Below are 15,046 nucleotides of genomic sequence, written 5' to 3' on the forward strand. Positions count from 1 at the left end.
GGAAGCGTCACCCGAACTTGGGCAACAGCTTCGGCGCCGTCGTCGAGGGCATGACGCGATAGGTCTTGAGAACCTGGGTCATCGCCTTCTGGAACGCGGTCGCGTTGGCCGCAGACGATGTTACCTTTTTGGGCTCGTCGAGCGTGACGACGACGACGTACTCGGGGTCGTCGGCGGGCGCGAATCCCACCATCGTCGTGTAGTAGACGCCGGCCTTGTAGCCGCCCTTGCCGTCCGACTTCTCACCGGTTCCGGTCTTGCCTCCGATGCGGTAGCCGGGGATCTCGACCGCCTTGGCGTACGGAGCCTGCAGGAACACGTTCTCGAGCATCGCGCGCACCTGCGCGGAGGTCGACTCGCTGATCACACGGGTCGGCTCGGGAAGCTCGGGCTCGACCACCGTGCCGTCCGCCGTGGTGCAGGACTCGATCAGCGACAGCGGCATGCGCAGCCCGCCATTGGCGATCGCCCCGTAGGCGCCGGCGAGCTCCGGCATCGTCGTGGTGAGGCCCTGGCCGAACGACGTGTTGTAGGTCGTCTGCGCGCCCCACTCGTCGACCGGGTGGATGTCGCCGGACTCCTCGCCGCTGAACTGCACGGCCGATCCCGAACCGATGCCGAACTTCTTGAAGTACTCGTAGCGGGTCGAGGACGGCACCCGCTCGCTGAACTTCGAGATGCCGGCGTTCGACGAGTCGATCAGCACACCCGCCAGCGTGTACGTGTACGCCGGATGCTGGAACGCGTCGCGCACACGCGCCCCACCGGGGAAGTTCTCGAGGCTCGACGCCACCACGGTCGAGGCCGGCGTCTGCCCGCCGGCGTCGATGACGGTCGCCGCGGTCAGCGCCTTGAACGTCGAGCCGGGCTCGAACGTGCCCTCGAAGATCTTGCTGCCTCGGACGCCCTCGACGGCGCCGGGCTCGTTGGGGTCGGCGGTGGGGTACTCGGCCGCGGCGCGGATCTTCCCGGTCGCCGTCTCGACGACGAGGATGGCACCGCGCTCGGCCCGCATGTCCTGCACCTGCTCGCCGATCAGCTGCTGCAGGTACCACTGCAGATCGCGGTGGATGGTCAGCTCGAGCGTGCCGCCGTCGACGGCATCCTGCTGCACCTTCGTGCCCGGGATGATGACGCCGTCCTTGCCCTTCTGATAGGCGCGCTTGCCGTTGGTCGCCGTGAGGCAGTCGTCGTACGACTTCTCGAGGCCTTCGAGCGCGTCGCCGTCGGTGCCCACGAAGCCCACGAGGTTGCCCGCGACCGCCCCGTCGGGATACGCGCGCGCCGGGTGCTGGAGGCACACGATGTAGGGCGTGCCGAGGTCCGCGAGGGCGCGGAACTGCTCGGTCGACACCCCGCGCTCCAGCTCGGCGTAGCGGCTCCCCGGGTCGGCGGCGAGGGCGGCGCCGACGATCTCGCGCACGGCATCGGGCGTCGTCTCGAGGATCTCGGCGACGTCATCCGACACCTCCGCCCAGAGTCGCGCGTCCGACTTCTCGTCGAGCACCTGCGCGTCGATCTGTGTGATGAGCAGCGGGTCGAGCTGGCAGTCGTACTCCAGGATGCTGCCCGCCAGCGTCTGGCCGGTCTCGTCGACGATCTGCCCCCGCGTGCCGTACAGCGTCTGCGAGCCGCGCAGCGCGATCTCAAGCGAGTCGGCCACGTGCTCGTCGGCGTTGACGACCTGGATGTCGACGAGCCGCACCATGAAACCGGCGAGGACCGCGAGGACGACGGCCAGTGCGACGACGGTCCGGCGGCGCGGGCTGCGGGTGCTGCGTGTCGTCATGGAATCAGTGTGTGCTCGGCGTCGGGAGTCCGTCGGTGATGGGAGGCGGAGTGTTGCCGACTCCGCCGTCGCCGGCGCCCGTTCCGGCGTCGACCGGCACCACCGGCTTTCCGCCGATCGTCGCGTCCGGCTCCGTCACGAGCGGCGTGTCGGTGATGAGGGCGTTCGGCACCGCACCACGGCCGATGGCGTCGACCGACGAGGATCCGAGCGAGACCTCCCCCGCTCCCAGGAGCGCGCCGTCGCTGAGCCGGAGGTAGCTGGGCGACTCGTCGATCACCATGCCCAGCGCGGCCGCGTTGGCCGCGAGATACTGCGGCGAGCTGAGACCCGCGACGTCGTCATAGAGGATCTGCTTCTCGTAGGTCAGGTCGCGCTGCTGCTGCGTGAGCGTGGACAGCTCGTAGGAGCTCTGGGTCGTCATGATCGACAGCACCATCTGCGCACCGGCGATGAGGAAGGCGCCCAGCACCGCGACGACGCCGTAGAGCAGCTTCGGACGACGGCGGCGCGCCGGTGCCTCGACGACGCGCAGCCGGCGATCGGGCCGCCCGCCACGTTCGGGGGCGATCGCCGGCGTGGTCGCGGCGACGGCGCCCAGTGCGGTGGCGGTGCTCATGCGTCCTCCCGCACCCGCTCGGCCGCGCGCAGGCGCACGGGGGTGGCGCGCGGATTGACCGCGCGTTCTTCGTCTGATGCCAGTTCGGCGCCCTTGACGAGGAGCTTGAACTTGGGTGCGTGCTCGGGCAGCTCGACCGGCAGCCCCGCGGGTGCGGTGGAGGCCGAGGCCTCGGCCAGAGCTCGCTTGACCAGGCGGTCCTCGAGCGACTGGTACGACAGCACGACGATGCGGCCGCCCACCGGCAGCGTGCCCAGGGCCGCCGGGATGGCGCGCTCGAGCACCGACAGCTCGCGGTTCACCTCGATGCGCAGGGCCTGGAACACCCGCTTGGCCGGATGCCCGGTGCGCTGGGCCGCGTACGGCGTGGCTGCGACGAGGATCTCGACCAGGCGGCCGGACCGCTCGATCGGCTCCTCGGCGCGCGCGGCGATGATCGCGCGGGCGTAGCGACCGGCGAGCTTCTCTTCGCCGTAGCGCTCGAAGATGCGTCGCAGGTCGCCCTCGCCGTAGGTCGCGAGGATGTCGGCGGCCGTCGTGCCGGCGGACTGGTCCATGCGCATGTCGAGAGGGGCGTCCTGCGAGTAGGCGAAGCCGCGGTCTGCGACGTCGAGCTGCAGCGACGAGACGCCGAGGTCGAACAGGATGCCGTCTGCCGCGGCGTATCCCGATGAAGCGACGGCGTCGGCGATGCCGTCGTAGACCGTGTGCACGAGCGTGACGCGGTCGCCGAAGCGCGCCAGACGCTCGCCGGCGATGCGCAGAGCGTCGGTGTCGCGGTCGAGACCGACGAGACGGATGCCCGGAAACCGCTCGAGGAAGGCCTCGGAGTGGCCGCCCATGCCGAGCGTGGCATCGACGAACACGGCGCCGTCGCGCTGGAGCGCGGGGGCGAGCAGCTCGGCGCAGCGCTCGAGAAGGACCGGGGTGTGGATGTCACGGAGGTTCATGTCGTGCGGGGCCGTGTCCCTCGGTCCTGATCCCCATCCGCTCCGACCTGCCACCGGGGAAGTGATGTCAGGGCACGAGCAGCTGGGAGTCAGGACCGAGGGCTCTCAGAAGAGCCCCGGAATCACCTCCTGCTCCAGCTCGGCATAGCTCTCTTCGTTCGCGTCGGCGTAGGCGTTCCACGCGTCGGCGTTCCAGATCTCGGCATGGGCGCCCACGCCGGTGACGACGAGGTCGCGCTCCAGGCCTGCATAGGCGCGCAGCGGAGGGGGGATCGTGATGCGGTTCTGGCTGTCGGGCTTCTCGGCGCTCGCGCCGGAGAGGAACATGCGCAGGAAGTCCCGCGCCTGCTTGTTGGCGAGCGGCGCCTCGCGGATGCGCTCGTGCACCCGCTCGAACTCCTGCGTGCTGAAGACATACAGGCAGCGGTCCTGTCCGCGAGTCACCACGACGCCTCCACCGAGGTCGTCGCGGAACTTCGCGGGAAGGATGACGCGGCCTTTGTCATCGAGCTTGGGAGAGTGCGTGCCCAACAGCATCGGCTCATCACTCCCCCTTCATCCCGGCCCCCCTGGGTGTACGCCACTTTACTCCACTTCCCTCCACTTTGTCACCCGTTCATCGCGCGACACTCCACTGCGCCTCCATTCGGCGCGCGATGACGCGGTTCCCGGGCAAAGAAAAAGCACCGACCCGAAGGTCGGTGCTCGTCTCCCGTCGTCAGCGGGTGGGGCGGGTCAGCGCCCCTCTTGACGCCTGTCCCAGCGGTTGTTCATGCGGTCCATGAAGGACGACCCCTGGCGGGCGGTCGCCGGCTTCTCGGACTCGACACGCACGCGGCCTGTGCCGCGGGTGGGAGTCACAGCGAGCAGAACCCCCGCCAGCATGACCACGAACCCGATCACGCCGACCACGATGAGCTGCTGCGAGACGCCGACGATGAGTCCGCCGAGGCCGAGGAGCACGAGGATCGTCCCGTAGACGATGTTGCGGTAGCTGAGGCTGCGTCCGTCACTGGGCGCGCTGACGACGTCTGCGTCGTTGCGCATCAGATGGCGTTCCATCTCGTCGAGCAGACGCTGCTCCTGTTCGGAGAGTGGCATGCATCCCCCTCTTTAGCTCGCTTGCACCGATTCTACGCGTGCCGTAGATCACTAGGCTAGGCCCGTGTCAGCCTCTCCAGATCCTGTCGAAGCCATTTCCCAGCGTCTGGACATCTTCGTCACGGCTCAACGGCTCCACGCGGCCGACCTCGGCGCCGAGGCGGCATCCTTCGTCGAAGCGGCCGCTGCGACCGTCGAGGGCGGAAAGCGTCTGCGCGGCCGCTTCTGTGTCGCCGGGTGGAGGGCGGTGGAGGAGGCATCGCGCCCCGCTCCCACGCTGCCCGCCGAGGTCGTCACCGCCGCCGCCGCGCTCGAGGTGTTCCACGCCGCGGCGCTCGTGCACGACGACGTGATCGACAACTCCGACACCCGCCGGGGCCGCCCCGCCGCGCACCGCGCCCTCGAGGCGTCGCACCGCGATGCCCGCTGGGCGGGGGATGCCGCGGCCTTCGGTCGCTCGGCAGCCGTGCTCCTCGGCGATCTGCTCGTGGCCTGGAGCGACGACCTCTTCGAAGAGGGACTCGCCGTCTCCCTCACGGCACGGGCGTCGGCCGCGCGAGCGGAATACGCCACGATGCGCCGCGAGGTCACGATCGGGCAGTTCCTCGACATCGCCGAGGAATCCGCCTTCGTCACCGAGGACGACGACCGTCACGCCGACCGCGCGCTGCGGGTGGCGTCGCTCAAGTCTGCGCGCTACAGCATCCAGCAGCCGCTCGTGATCGGTGCGGCGCTGGCCGGAGCGGATGCCGCGCAGGTCGCCGCTCTCGCCGCGTTCGGGCATCCGCTCGGCATGGCGTTCCAGCTGCGGGACGACGTGCTGGGCGTATTCGGCGACGAGCGCGAGACCGGAAAGCCGTCGGGCGATGATCTCCGCGAGGGAAAGCGCACGGTGCTCATCGCCTACGCGCGCGAGTCGCTCGCCCCGCCGGCCCGGCGCATCGTCGACGAGCTCGTCGGCGACCGCACCCTGGACGCGGCGCAGATCGCGTCGCTGCAGCGCACCATCGTCGAATCGGGCGCGCTCGAACGCGTCGAGAGCCTCATCGGCGCGTATGCGCGCGAGGCGGAGCGCTCCCTCTCGGGGGCACGGCTGGGCAATGCCGCCGTGGGCGAGCTGCGCGATCTCGCTCGGGCCGCGACAGTCCGCGTGACCTGACGCGGAGTGTCAGGCCATCGTCTGGGCGACGCGGCGGACTTCCGCCTTGCGTCCGGCCCGCAGCGCCTCGATGGGCGGGACGCCGATCGACTCCTCGGGCGTGAGGAGCCAGTCGATGACCTCGTCGTCGGAGAATCCGGCGTCGTGCAGCACGATCGCGGTGCCGCGCAGCGACGCGAGCGGGTGTCCGTCGACGATGAACACGGCGGGCACCTTGAGCGCCCCCTCGCGTCGTGAGCCGACCAGCTGGGACTCGTCGAGGAAGCGGCGGATGCGTCCGAGCGGTTCGCCCAGCACCTCAACCAGTTCGGGCAGGGTGAGCCATTCGGTCTCGATGCGCGGGGCGTCGTCAGCGGTCACCCAGCAACTATCGCACTCCCCCGGTGCCCTTCGCACGGTCCCGCGCGACCACGCGTGCGTCACACCAGTCACATCCAACTCTCATTTCCCTTCCGTTGACACTGGTTTACATCCGTGACACGGTTCTGGAAGTCCGAAGAGGGGGGAAATCTCTTGCGACCTGATACCCGCACCCATCGTGCCCACGCGCCGAAGGTGATCTCCGCGGGGGTTCCCGCAGCAATCCTCGGCTCGATCGCCCTCGTCCTGTCGGGTGTTCCCGCCCATGCTCAGGAACGAGCGGCAGAAGAGCGGATGCCGCGCCCCCTGCCCCTCCGCGCTCTGCCGGCCGCCGCAGCGGCGCAGGCTGCGACGGTGGTCACGACCGGCACCCGGATCATGGCCGCTACCCCCAGGACCTACACCGTGAAGCGCGGCGACACCGTCAGCGCGATCGCCGCGCGCTTCGGCCTGCGCACCGTCGACGTGCTCACGCTCAACGGCCTCACCTGGAAGTCGACGATCTATCCGGGGCAAGTCCTCACGCTCTCAGCCGGCGCGAAGCCGGCACCCGCGAAGCCGGCACCCGCCAAGAAGGCGAAGGCCGCGGCATCCGGCACCTACACGGTCAAGCCGGGCGACACCATCAGCGCCATCGCACAGCGGCACGGGGTCTCGACCGCGGCGATGCTGTCTGCCAACAAGCTGGGCTGGTCGTCGATCATCTATCCCGGCCAGAAGCTCACGGTCCCCGGCATGGTCCGGGCGGCGGCGACGGCGCCCGCGAAAGCGGCGCCTCCGAAGGCTGCCGCAGCACCCGCCCCGTCGACCGCCCGCAGCCATGTCGTCGCGGCGGGCGAGACCATCAGCGCGATCGCCGCGCGCCACGGCGTCTCTGTCGGCGCGGTGCTCACCGCCAACCAGCTCGGCATGTCGTCGATCATCTACCCCGGCCAGAAGCTCACGATCCCGGCGAAGGCGGCAGCCACCGGCCTCGACGCCGCGCAGCAGGAGAACGCGCGCCTCATCATCCGTGTCGGCCGCGAGCTCGGCGTTCCCGACCGGGGCATCGCCATCGCCCTCGGCACGGCGATGCAGGAGTCCTGGATCCGCAACCTCGACTGGGGCGATCGCGACTCGCTCGGTCTCTTCCAGCAGCGTCCGAGCACCGGCTGGGGAACGGCGGCGCAGATCCGCGACCGCGTGCGGTCGATCAAGGCCTTCTACGGCGGCCCGTCCGATCCGAACGGCTCACGCACCCGCGGCCTGCTCGACATCCCGGGATGGCGGAACATGACGTTCGCGCAGGCTGCGCAGTCCGTGCAGATCTCGGCGTATCCCGATCGTTACGCCCGCTGGGAGAAACCTGCGTACGCCTGGCTCGCGGCGCTCGGCTAGGCCGAGAACGAGCGCCCGCAGGGTGAGCCGTTCCGCGGGCTCGCAGGTCTGCGTCCGTAGACTCTCCCCGTGAGCACGAGCCAGCAGACGGACCCGCTGATCGGGCGTCTGGTCGACGCCCGGTACCGCGTCCGCGCTCGCATCGCCCGTGGCGGAATGGCCACGGTCTACGTCGCCACCGACCTGCGCCTCGAGCGCCGGGTCGCGCTGAAGGTGATGCACGGTCACCTGAGCGACGACACCGTGTTCCAGAGCCGGTTCATCCAGGAGGCCCGCGCCGCCGCGCGACTCGCCGATCCGCACGTGGTCAACGTCTTCGACCAGGGCCAGGACGGCGACATGGCGTACCTCGTCATGGAGTACCTGCCCGGCATCACGCTGCGCGAGCTCCTGCGCGAGCAGCGCCGGCTCACCGTCCCCCAGGCGGTGTCGATCCTCGACGCCATCCTGTCGGGGCTCGCCGCCGCCCACCGTGCCGGCATCGTGCACCGCGACGTCAAGCCCGAGAACGTGCTCCTCGCCGAGGACGGACGCATCAAGATCGGCGACTTCGGGCTCGCCCGCGCGACCACGGCCAACACAGCCACGGGCGCCCAGCTGCTCGGCACCATCGCGTACCTCGCGCCCGAGCTGGTGACCCGCGGAACCGCCGACGCGCGCAGCGACATCTACGCGCTCGGCATCATGCTCTACGAGATGCTCACCGGTGAGCAGCCGTACAAGGGCGAGCAGCCCATGCAGATCGCCTTCCAGCACGCCACCGACTCCGTCCCCCGCCCGAGTGTGAAGAACCCCGGCGTGCCCGAGCCCCTCGACGAGCTCGTGCTGTGGGCCACCGAGAAGACCCCCGACGACCGGCCGTCCGACGCCCGCGAGATGCTCGACCGCCTGCGCGAGATCGAGCGCGAGCTCGGGATCACGCCGAATGTGACCCGCGCCATGCCCCTCGGCATGATGCGTGAGGACGGCGCACCGTCCGGCGACCTGACCGCCGTGCTCCCCTCGCCCGGCACCGGGCCGACGGCCGCCGTCGAGGAGGTCGACAACGCCACATCGCTCCGCGCGGCCGCGCGCCGCCGCCGCGCGAAGGGCGGCTGGCTCATCGTCCTGGTGATCCTGCTGGCCGCACTCGCCGGCGGGCTCGGCTGGTGGTTCGGCTCCGGTCCCGGCTCGATGGTCACCGTCGCCGATGTGTCAGGTCTGGCCTTCGCCGACGCGCAGGCGCGCCTGGCCGAGGACTCGCTGGTCGCGGTCGAGCAGGGCCAGACGAGTCTCGACGTCGAGGCAGGCCTCGCGATCGGCACCGATCCGCGATGGGGCACGCGCGTCGAGAAGGAATCCGAGGTCACGGTGCTGATCTCGCTCGGCCCGGCCGAGGCGCAGGTCGAGTCTCTGGTCGGCAAGGACAAGACCGAAGTGACCGGCATCCTCGACTCCCACCGCATCGCCGTCGACGGCGAGACCGGGCTGTTCAACGACGCTGCACCCGACACCGTCATCGGCGTGCGCATCCACCCCCGCGCAGGAGGCGACGACGTCGCCTGCGGCGAAGGCTGCACGGTTCACGAGGGCGACACCGCCACGCTCTCGGTCTCGCTCGGAAAGCTCCCCGCCGTGCGCGGACTGTCCGTCGACGATGCGCGCAGTGCGCTCACCGGCGCAGGCCTCGTCGTCGCCGAAGGCGTGGACGAGCGACCCGACGAGGAGATCGCCGCCGGACTCGTGATCGGCGTGAGTGAGCGCGAGGGCGGCGGCGCGTGGCGGCCTGGCGACGAAATGACGCTGATCGTGTCTACCGGCCCGCCGCTGTTCCCGGTGCCGGATGTCGCCGGCAAGACCCGCGATCAGGCGATCCAAGAGCTCGAGGCCGCCGGATTCCAGGTCGACTACTCGGCGCTGTGGACGCCGTTCCCTGATGAGATCACCGAGGTCACCCTGTCGGATCCCGCCGCGGGATCGATGCTCACGAAGGGCACACGCGTCTACATCGAGATCACCGTCAGCGGCTGAGCCGCCGATCAGAGCGGGTTGCCGCGTGCCGCGGCATCCGTCAGCGCTTCTCGAGCTCCTCGGCGACGAGGAAGGCCAGCTCCAGGCTCTGCATGTGGTTCAGTCGCGGATCGCACAGCGATTCGTAGCGGGTCGCGAGGGTGGCCTCGTCGATGTGCTCGGAGCCACCCAGGCACTCCGTGACGTCGTCGCCGGTGAGCTCGACGTGGATGCCGCCGGGGAACGTGCCGACGGCACGGTGAGCCTCGAAGAAGCCGCGCACCTCGTCGACGACGTCGTCGAAGCGTCGGGTCTTGTAGCCGGTCGGCGTCGTGATCCCGTTGCCGTGCATCGGGTCGGTGACCCACAGCGGGGTCGCACCCGAGTCGCGCACGGCCTCGAGCAGTGGCGGCAGCGCGTCGCGGATCTTGCCCGCGCCCATGCGCGTGATGAACGTGAGGCGCCCCGGCTCGCGGTTCGGGTCGAGCTTGTCGATGAGCGCCAACGCCGTCTCGGGCGAGGTCGCCGGGCCGAGCTTCACGCCGATGGGGTTGCGGATCTTCGAGAAGTAGTCGACGTGCGCGCCGTCGAGGTCGCGCGTGCGCTCGCCGATCCAGAGGAAGTGCGCCGACGTGTTGTACGGCAGGCTCGTGCGCGAATCGATGCGGGTCATCGGACGCTCGTAGTCCATGAGCAGACCCTCGTGACCGGTGTAGAACTCGACGCGCTTGAGCTCGTCGAAGTCGGCGCCGGCGGCCTCCATGAACTTGATCGCGCGGTCGATCTCGGTGGCGAGGCGCTCGTACTGCTGGTTGGCCGGGTTCTGCGCGAACCCCTTGTTCCAGGAGTGCACCTCGCGCAGGTCGGCGAAGCCACCCTGAGTGAACGCGCGGATCAGATTGATGGTCGACGCGGCCGTGTGGTACCCCTTCAGCAGCCGCTGCGGGTCAGCCTGGCGCGAGCCCTCGGTGAAGTCGTAGCCGTTGACGATGTCACCGCGGTAAGCGGGCAGTGTCACGTCGCCGCGGGTCTCGGTGTCGCTCGAACGCGGCTTGGCGAACTGGCCCGCCATGCGCCCCATCTTCACGATCGGCATCGACGCGCCGTACGTGAGCACGACGGCCATCTGCAGGACGGTCTTGATGCGGTTGCGGATCTGCTCGGCCGTCGCACCCGCGAACGTCTCGGCGCAGTCGCCGCCCTGGAGCAGGAACGCCCGCCCCGATGCGGCGCGGCCGAGCTTCTCGCGCAGGTTGTCGACCTCACCGGCGAACACGAGCGGGGGCAGGGTGGCCAGTTCCGCCGATACCGCGGCGACGGCGTCGGCATCGGGCCACGACGGCTGCTGCTTGATGGGCAGGTTCCGCCAGTGGTCGAGGCTGTCGAGCTGCTGGAGCATCCCTCGAGTCTATCCGCGGCGGACGGTGGCCTGCCGCCGTGTGACGAGCGCTCAGCGCGCGGACGTGAGACGGTCCTTCACCGTCGACGCATAGACGTCGTCGTACTGCTGCTCGCCGAGCCGCTGCAGCGCAACCATGATCTCGTCGGTGATCGACCGCAGGATGTACCGGTCGCCCTCCATGCCGGCGAAGCGCGAGAAGTCGAGCGGCTCGCCGATGACGACTCCGACGCGCACGACGTTGGGCAGTCGCCGCCCGATCGGCATCATCGTGTCGGTGTCGACCATCACGACCGGCACCACGGGCACGTGGGCTTCGAGCGCCATGCGGGCGATGCCGGTGCGCCCCCGGTAGAGCTTGCCGTCGGGGCTGCGCGTGCCCTCCGGGTAGATGCCCAGCAGCTCTCCGCCGCCCAGCACCTGAAGGCCGGTGTTGAGGGATGCCTCGGACGCCTTGCCGCCGGAGCGGTCGATGGGCAGCTGGCCGGTGCCCTTGAAGAACATCCGGGTCGCCCAGCCCTTGAGGCCCTTGCCCGTGAAGTAGTCGCTCTTCGCGAGGAACGCGACGCGTCGGTCGATCATGAGCGGGAGGATGACCGAGTCGACGAAGGACAGGTGGTTGCTGGCGAGGATCGCGCCTCCCTCGGCGGGGACGTTGCGCCGGCCGACGATCCACGGGCGGAAGATCGCCTTGACGATCGGTCCGACCACGACGTACTTCATCAGCCAGTAGAACATCGCTAGACCTCCCGGCCCGCCAGATCAGCCGCACCGATGAGACCCGCGTCATTGACGAGTTGCGCGATCGCGAACTCGGCGACCGGGCGGTCGCCGTACCCGGGCAGGGACGTCTCATATGCCAGCCGCACGGGCGCGAGCAGGTCCTCGCCGAGCTGGGCCACTCCCCCGCCGATCACGAAGAGCTCGGGGTCGAGCACGGCCTGGAACCCTCCGCAGGCCTCGCCGAGCGCGGTCGCGACGCGCCGCAGCGCCTCCGTCGCCCCAGGGTCGCCCGCCAGCACGAGTCGCGAGACCGCGGGACCGCTGATGGTGCCGGTCTCTGCGCGCAGCTCAGCCAGCGCCGTGCCGATCCCGCCGGCGTCGGCGATGGCGTTCGCCTCGCGCTGCAGTGCGCGGCCGGAGGCGTACTGCTCGAGGCATCCGTTCTGTCCGCAGCCGCACGGCAGACCGTCGCGGGTGAAGCGGGTGTGGCCGAGCTCGGCGGCGATGCCGTGGCCGCCGCGGAAGAGCTCGCCGTCGAGGACGATCGCGCCGCCGACCCCGGTGCCCATCGTGAGCATGACCATGTTGTCGACGTCACGGCCCGCGCCGAAGCGGAACTCGGCCCAGCCGGCGGCATTGGCGTCGTTCTCGATCGCGATGGGCACGTCGATGCCGGCCTCGAGCGTCGCCTTGAGCGGCTCGTTGCGCCACGCGATGTTCGGCGCGTGGATCACCGTCGCCCGGTCGCGGTCGATGAAGCCCGCGGCTGCGACGCCGACCGCCGCGACCTCGTGCCCGGCACGGAAGTGACGGGCCATGTCGATGACGGCGTCTGCGAGGGCGCGGGTGTCTGCGGGGGTGTCCACGCGGACCTTCTCGAGGATGCGGCCGTCCTGGTCGACGACGCCTCCCGCGATCTTCGTCCCGCCGATGTCGATCCCGACCTTGAGCACCGCACTCCCTCTCCGGCCGGCGCAGGCGCGACGGCGCGTTGCAGTCTATCGGCGAGTCAGCGTCCACACCCCTGCTGGTCCGCGGCCGCCAGCCGATTAGACTCGGATGAGATCCACCCGAGATTCTTGTTTCCGGTACCGAAGGAGCTGCCGTGGTCCAATTCGAAGTCCCCGCGATCGTCCCCGCCGACCCACAGGCGAACGTCACCGATCTGCTCGCCGACAGGGTCAAGGCGACCCCGCAGCTCGCCCTGTTCGCCGTACCGGACGGCGAGGGCTGGCGCGACATCAGCGCCGCCGATTTCGAGAAGCAGGTGATCGCCCTGGCGAAGGGGTTCGTCGCCGCCGGCATCGAGCCCGGCGACAAGGTCGCCTTCATCGCGCGCACCACCTACGACTGGACGCTCGTCGACTTCGCGCTGTTCTATGCCGGCGCGGTCATGGTCCCGGTGTACGAGACGAGCTCGCCGTCGCAGATCTCGTGGATCCTCACCGATTCCGGTGCTATCGCGTGCATCAGCGAGTCGCCCGACCACGCTGCGCGTCTCGACGAGGTGCGCTCCGAGCTGCCGCTCATCCGCTCCACGTGGGAGATGGCGCGCGGCGACCTCGACAAGCTCGTCGCCGCCGGCAAGGACGTCACCGACGACGAGATCCAGCGCCGCCGTCACCTCGCCAACGGCGCCGACATCGCCACCCTGATCTACACCTCCGGCTCGACCGGCCGCCCCAAGGGCTGCGTGCTCACTCACAGCAACTTCGTCGAGCTGTGCCGCAACTCGGCGAAGGCGCTGTCGGAGGTCGTCGCCAAGCCCGGCGCCTCGACGCTGCTGTTCATCACGACGGCGCACATCTTCGCCCGCTTCATCTCGGTGCTGAACATCCACGCCGGGGTGAAGACCGGGCACCAGCCCGACACGAAGCAGCTCCTTCCCGCCCTCGGCTCGTTCAAGCCGACGTACCTCCTCGCCGTGCCGCGCGTCTTCGAGAAGGTCTACAACTCGGCCGAGCAGAAGGCCGAGGCCGGCGGCAAGGGCAAGATCTTCCGCGCCGCCGCCCACACCGCCGTGGAGCACTCGACGCTGCTGCAGGACGGCAAGAAGGTGCCGTTCATGACGAAGATCAAGTTCGCGCTCTTCGACAAGCTCGTCTACAGCAAGCTGCGTGCTGCGATGGGCGGCAACGTCGAGTATGCCGTCTCGGGCTCGGCTCCGCTCGGTCCGCGCCTGGGCCACTTCTTCCACAGCCTCGGCGTGACGATCCTCGAGGGCTACGGCCTCACCGAGACGACCGCCCCCGCGACGGTCAACCTCGCGACCAAGTCGAAGATCGGCACCGTCGGTCCGGTTCTCCCGGGCGTCGGCATCCGTCTCGGGGAGGACGACGAGATCCAGGTACGCGGCATCAACGTGTTCAAGGAGTACTGGCGCAACCCCGAGGCCACGGCTGCGGCATTCGACGGCGACTGGTTCAAGACGGGCGACATCGGCTCGTTCGACGAGGAGGGCTTCCTCAAGATCACCGGCCGGAAGAAGGAGATCATCGTGACGGCCGGCGGCAAGAACGTCGCGCCCGCCGCGCTCGAAGACCCGATCCGCGCCAACCCGATCGTCGGACAGGTGGTGGTCGTCGGCGACCAGAAGCCGTTCATCTCGGCGCTCATCACGCTCGACCCCGAGATGCTGCCGACGTGGCTCGCGAACAACAACCTGCCGGGCGACATGTCGCTCGCCGATGCCGCGAAGAACCCCGACGTGCGCGCCGAGGTGCAGCGGGCGATCGACCACGCCAACAAGTCCGTCTCGCGCGCCGAGTCGATCCGCAAGTTCACGATCCTCGACACCGAGTGGACCGAGGCGAGCGGGCACCTGACGCCGAAGATGAGCATCAAGCGCAACGTGATCATGGAGGACTTCGCCGACGAGATCGTCGAGCTCTACAGCGCACCCGTGAACACGAGCAACGTCTCGCTCAAGTGACCCCATGACGAAGCCCCGGACCTCCATCCACGAGGTCCGGGGCTTCGTCATTCGCGCCGGGCGCGTGACGCGAGGTGAATCGCCTCACAACGTCGGCCGCGCGCGAGGGACGCGAGACGTACCGCTCGCGCCGACGAAGAACGTCAGCGGGGTGTCAGAACCAGTCCGACTCTCGGATCTCGCGCATCGCGATCTTGCGCTCCTCGGGCGTGAGCCGCCGCAGGTAGAGCATGCCGTCGAGGTGGTCGGTCTCGTGCTGGAGCGCTTGGGCCATCAGCCCGTCCCCCTCGAGGACGACCTCGTTCCCGTCGAGGTCGGTGCCGACGACCTTCGCATGCGGATAGCGCACGGCGTCGTGCCACAGTCCTGGCACGGACAGGCATCCCTCGCCGATCGCCTCGGGGTCGCCCGAGACCTCGACGAGCACCGGGTTGAGCACGTAGCCGATCACGCCGTCGACGTTGTAGCTGAAGGCGCGCAGGCCGACGCCGATCTGGGGCGCCGCGACACCCGCACGGCCGGGCAGCTCGACGGTGTCGAGCAGGTCACGAACGAGCGCGCGCACGCCGTCATCGACCTCGTCGATGGGCGCGCACACGGAGGTGAGGACCGGGTCGCCGAAGACCCGGATCGGACGGACCGACACGC

The 15,046-nt window shown here is 69.7% G+C and carries 14 protein-coding genes; 4 read left to right on the top strand and 10 right to left on the bottom strand.

Annotated features, from left to right (window positions below; all coding sequences use genetic code 11):
- Window positions 1-7: 7 nt before the first annotated feature.
- From ACFC1W_RS11535 to ACFC1W_RS11555, 5 genes are all read right to left on the bottom strand, one after another.
- Complete coding sequence (locus tag ACFC1W_RS11535) at window positions 8-1,789, bottom strand: peptidoglycan D,D-transpeptidase FtsI family protein (protein WP_375992494.1); 1,782 nt, start codon at window positions 1,787-1,789, stop codon at window positions 8-10.
- A 4-nt stretch (window positions 1,790-1,793) separates the two neighbouring features.
- On the bottom strand, window positions 1,794-2,408 hold the full coding sequence (locus tag ACFC1W_RS11540) for a hypothetical protein (protein ID WP_375992497.1): 615 nt from the start codon (window positions 2,406-2,408) through the stop codon (window positions 1,794-1,796).
- A complete protein-coding gene (rsmH, locus tag ACFC1W_RS11545) occupies window positions 2,405-3,358 on the bottom strand; it encodes a 16S rRNA (cytosine(1402)-N(4))-methyltransferase RsmH (RefSeq protein WP_375992500.1) in 954 nt (317 codons plus the stop codon). Before rsmH ends, ACFC1W_RS11540 begins: the two co-directional genes overlap by 4 nt.
- A gap of 105 nt (window positions 3,359-3,463) precedes the next feature.
- Window positions 3,464-3,895 carry a division/cell wall cluster transcriptional repressor MraZ gene (gene mraZ / locus ACFC1W_RS11550; RefSeq protein WP_241110851.1) on the bottom strand — a complete coding sequence of 144 codons (432 nt, stop codon included), beginning with the start codon at window positions 3,893-3,895 and terminating at the stop codon, window positions 3,464-3,466.
- Between the two features lie 198 nt (window positions 3,896-4,093).
- Window positions 4,094-4,459 carry a DUF3040 domain-containing protein gene (locus ACFC1W_RS11555; protein ID WP_375992504.1) on the bottom strand — a complete coding sequence of 122 codons (366 nt, stop codon included), beginning with the start codon at window positions 4,457-4,459 and terminating at the stop codon, window positions 4,094-4,096.
- A 64-nt stretch (window positions 4,460-4,523) separates the two neighbouring features.
- Here ACFC1W_RS11555 and ACFC1W_RS11560 point away from each other — a divergent pair, with 64 nt between their 5' ends.
- Window positions 4,524-5,618 (top strand): polyprenyl synthetase family protein, encoded by a 1,095-nt coding sequence (locus ACFC1W_RS11560; protein ID WP_375992506.1) that lies wholly within the window; start codon window positions 4,524-4,526, stop codon window positions 5,616-5,618.
- 9 nt (window positions 5,619-5,627) lie between these two features.
- Here the strand turns inward: ACFC1W_RS11560 and ACFC1W_RS11565 are convergent, their stop codons facing one another.
- Complete coding sequence (locus ACFC1W_RS11565) at window positions 5,628-5,978, bottom strand: Rv2175c family DNA-binding protein (RefSeq protein WP_375992509.1); 351 nt, start codon at window positions 5,976-5,978, stop codon at window positions 5,628-5,630.
- Window positions 5,979-6,272: 294 nt separating this feature from the next.
- On the opposite strand from ACFC1W_RS11565, the gene ACFC1W_RS11570 reads away from it, so the two are divergent.
- Window positions 6,273-7,355, top strand: coding sequence for a LysM peptidoglycan-binding domain-containing protein (locus ACFC1W_RS11570; RefSeq protein ID WP_375992511.1), 1,083 nt, complete (start codon window positions 6,273-6,275; stop codon window positions 7,353-7,355).
- Between the two features lie 69 nt (window positions 7,356-7,424).
- A complete protein-coding gene (gene pknB, locus ACFC1W_RS11575; RefSeq protein WP_375992514.1) occupies window positions 7,425-9,365 on the top strand; it encodes a Stk1 family PASTA domain-containing Ser/Thr kinase in 1,941 nt (646 codons plus the stop codon).
- 40 nt (window positions 9,366-9,405) lie between these two features.
- Here the strand turns inward: pknB and ACFC1W_RS11580 are convergent, their stop codons facing one another.
- Genes ACFC1W_RS11580 through ACFC1W_RS11590 form a run of 3 tightly spaced genes read right to left on the bottom strand, consistent with a single transcriptional unit; the run spans window position 9,406 to window position 12,419 of the window.
- The gene (locus tag ACFC1W_RS11580) at window positions 9,406-10,743 is read right to left on the bottom strand and encodes a class II 3-deoxy-7-phosphoheptulonate synthase (protein ID WP_375992517.1); all 1,338 of its coding nucleotides are present in this window, start codon (window positions 10,741-10,743) and stop codon (window positions 9,406-9,408) included.
- Between the two features lie 51 nt (window positions 10,744-10,794).
- On the bottom strand, window positions 10,795-11,481 hold the full coding sequence (locus ACFC1W_RS11585; RefSeq protein WP_375992520.1) for a lysophospholipid acyltransferase family protein: 687 nt from the start codon (window positions 11,479-11,481) through the stop codon (window positions 10,795-10,797).
- A gap of 2 nt (window positions 11,482-11,483) precedes the next feature.
- Window positions 11,484-12,419 (bottom strand): ROK family glucokinase, encoded by a 936-nt coding sequence (locus ACFC1W_RS11590; RefSeq protein ID WP_375992522.1) that lies wholly within the window; start codon window positions 12,417-12,419, stop codon window positions 11,484-11,486.
- 152 nt (window positions 12,420-12,571) lie between these two features.
- Between ACFC1W_RS11590 and ACFC1W_RS11595 the strand changes: the two genes are divergently transcribed.
- Window positions 12,572-14,398, top strand: coding sequence for an AMP-dependent synthetase/ligase (locus tag ACFC1W_RS11595; RefSeq protein ID WP_375992525.1), 1,827 nt, complete (start codon window positions 12,572-12,574; stop codon window positions 14,396-14,398).
- 154 nt (window positions 14,399-14,552) lie between these two features.
- Here ACFC1W_RS11595 and ACFC1W_RS11600 read toward each other — a convergent pair whose 3' ends face one another.
- Entirely contained in the window at window positions 14,553-15,044 is a 492-nt protein-coding gene (locus tag ACFC1W_RS11600; protein ID WP_375992527.1) for a peptide deformylase, read from the bottom strand.
- Window positions 15,045-15,046: the final 2 nt, after the last annotated feature.

The organism is Microbacterium sp. NPDC056003, from assembly GCF_042274785.1.
In the GTDB taxonomy this organism is placed as follows: Bacteria; Actinomycetota; Actinomycetes; order Actinomycetales; family Microbacteriaceae; genus Microbacterium.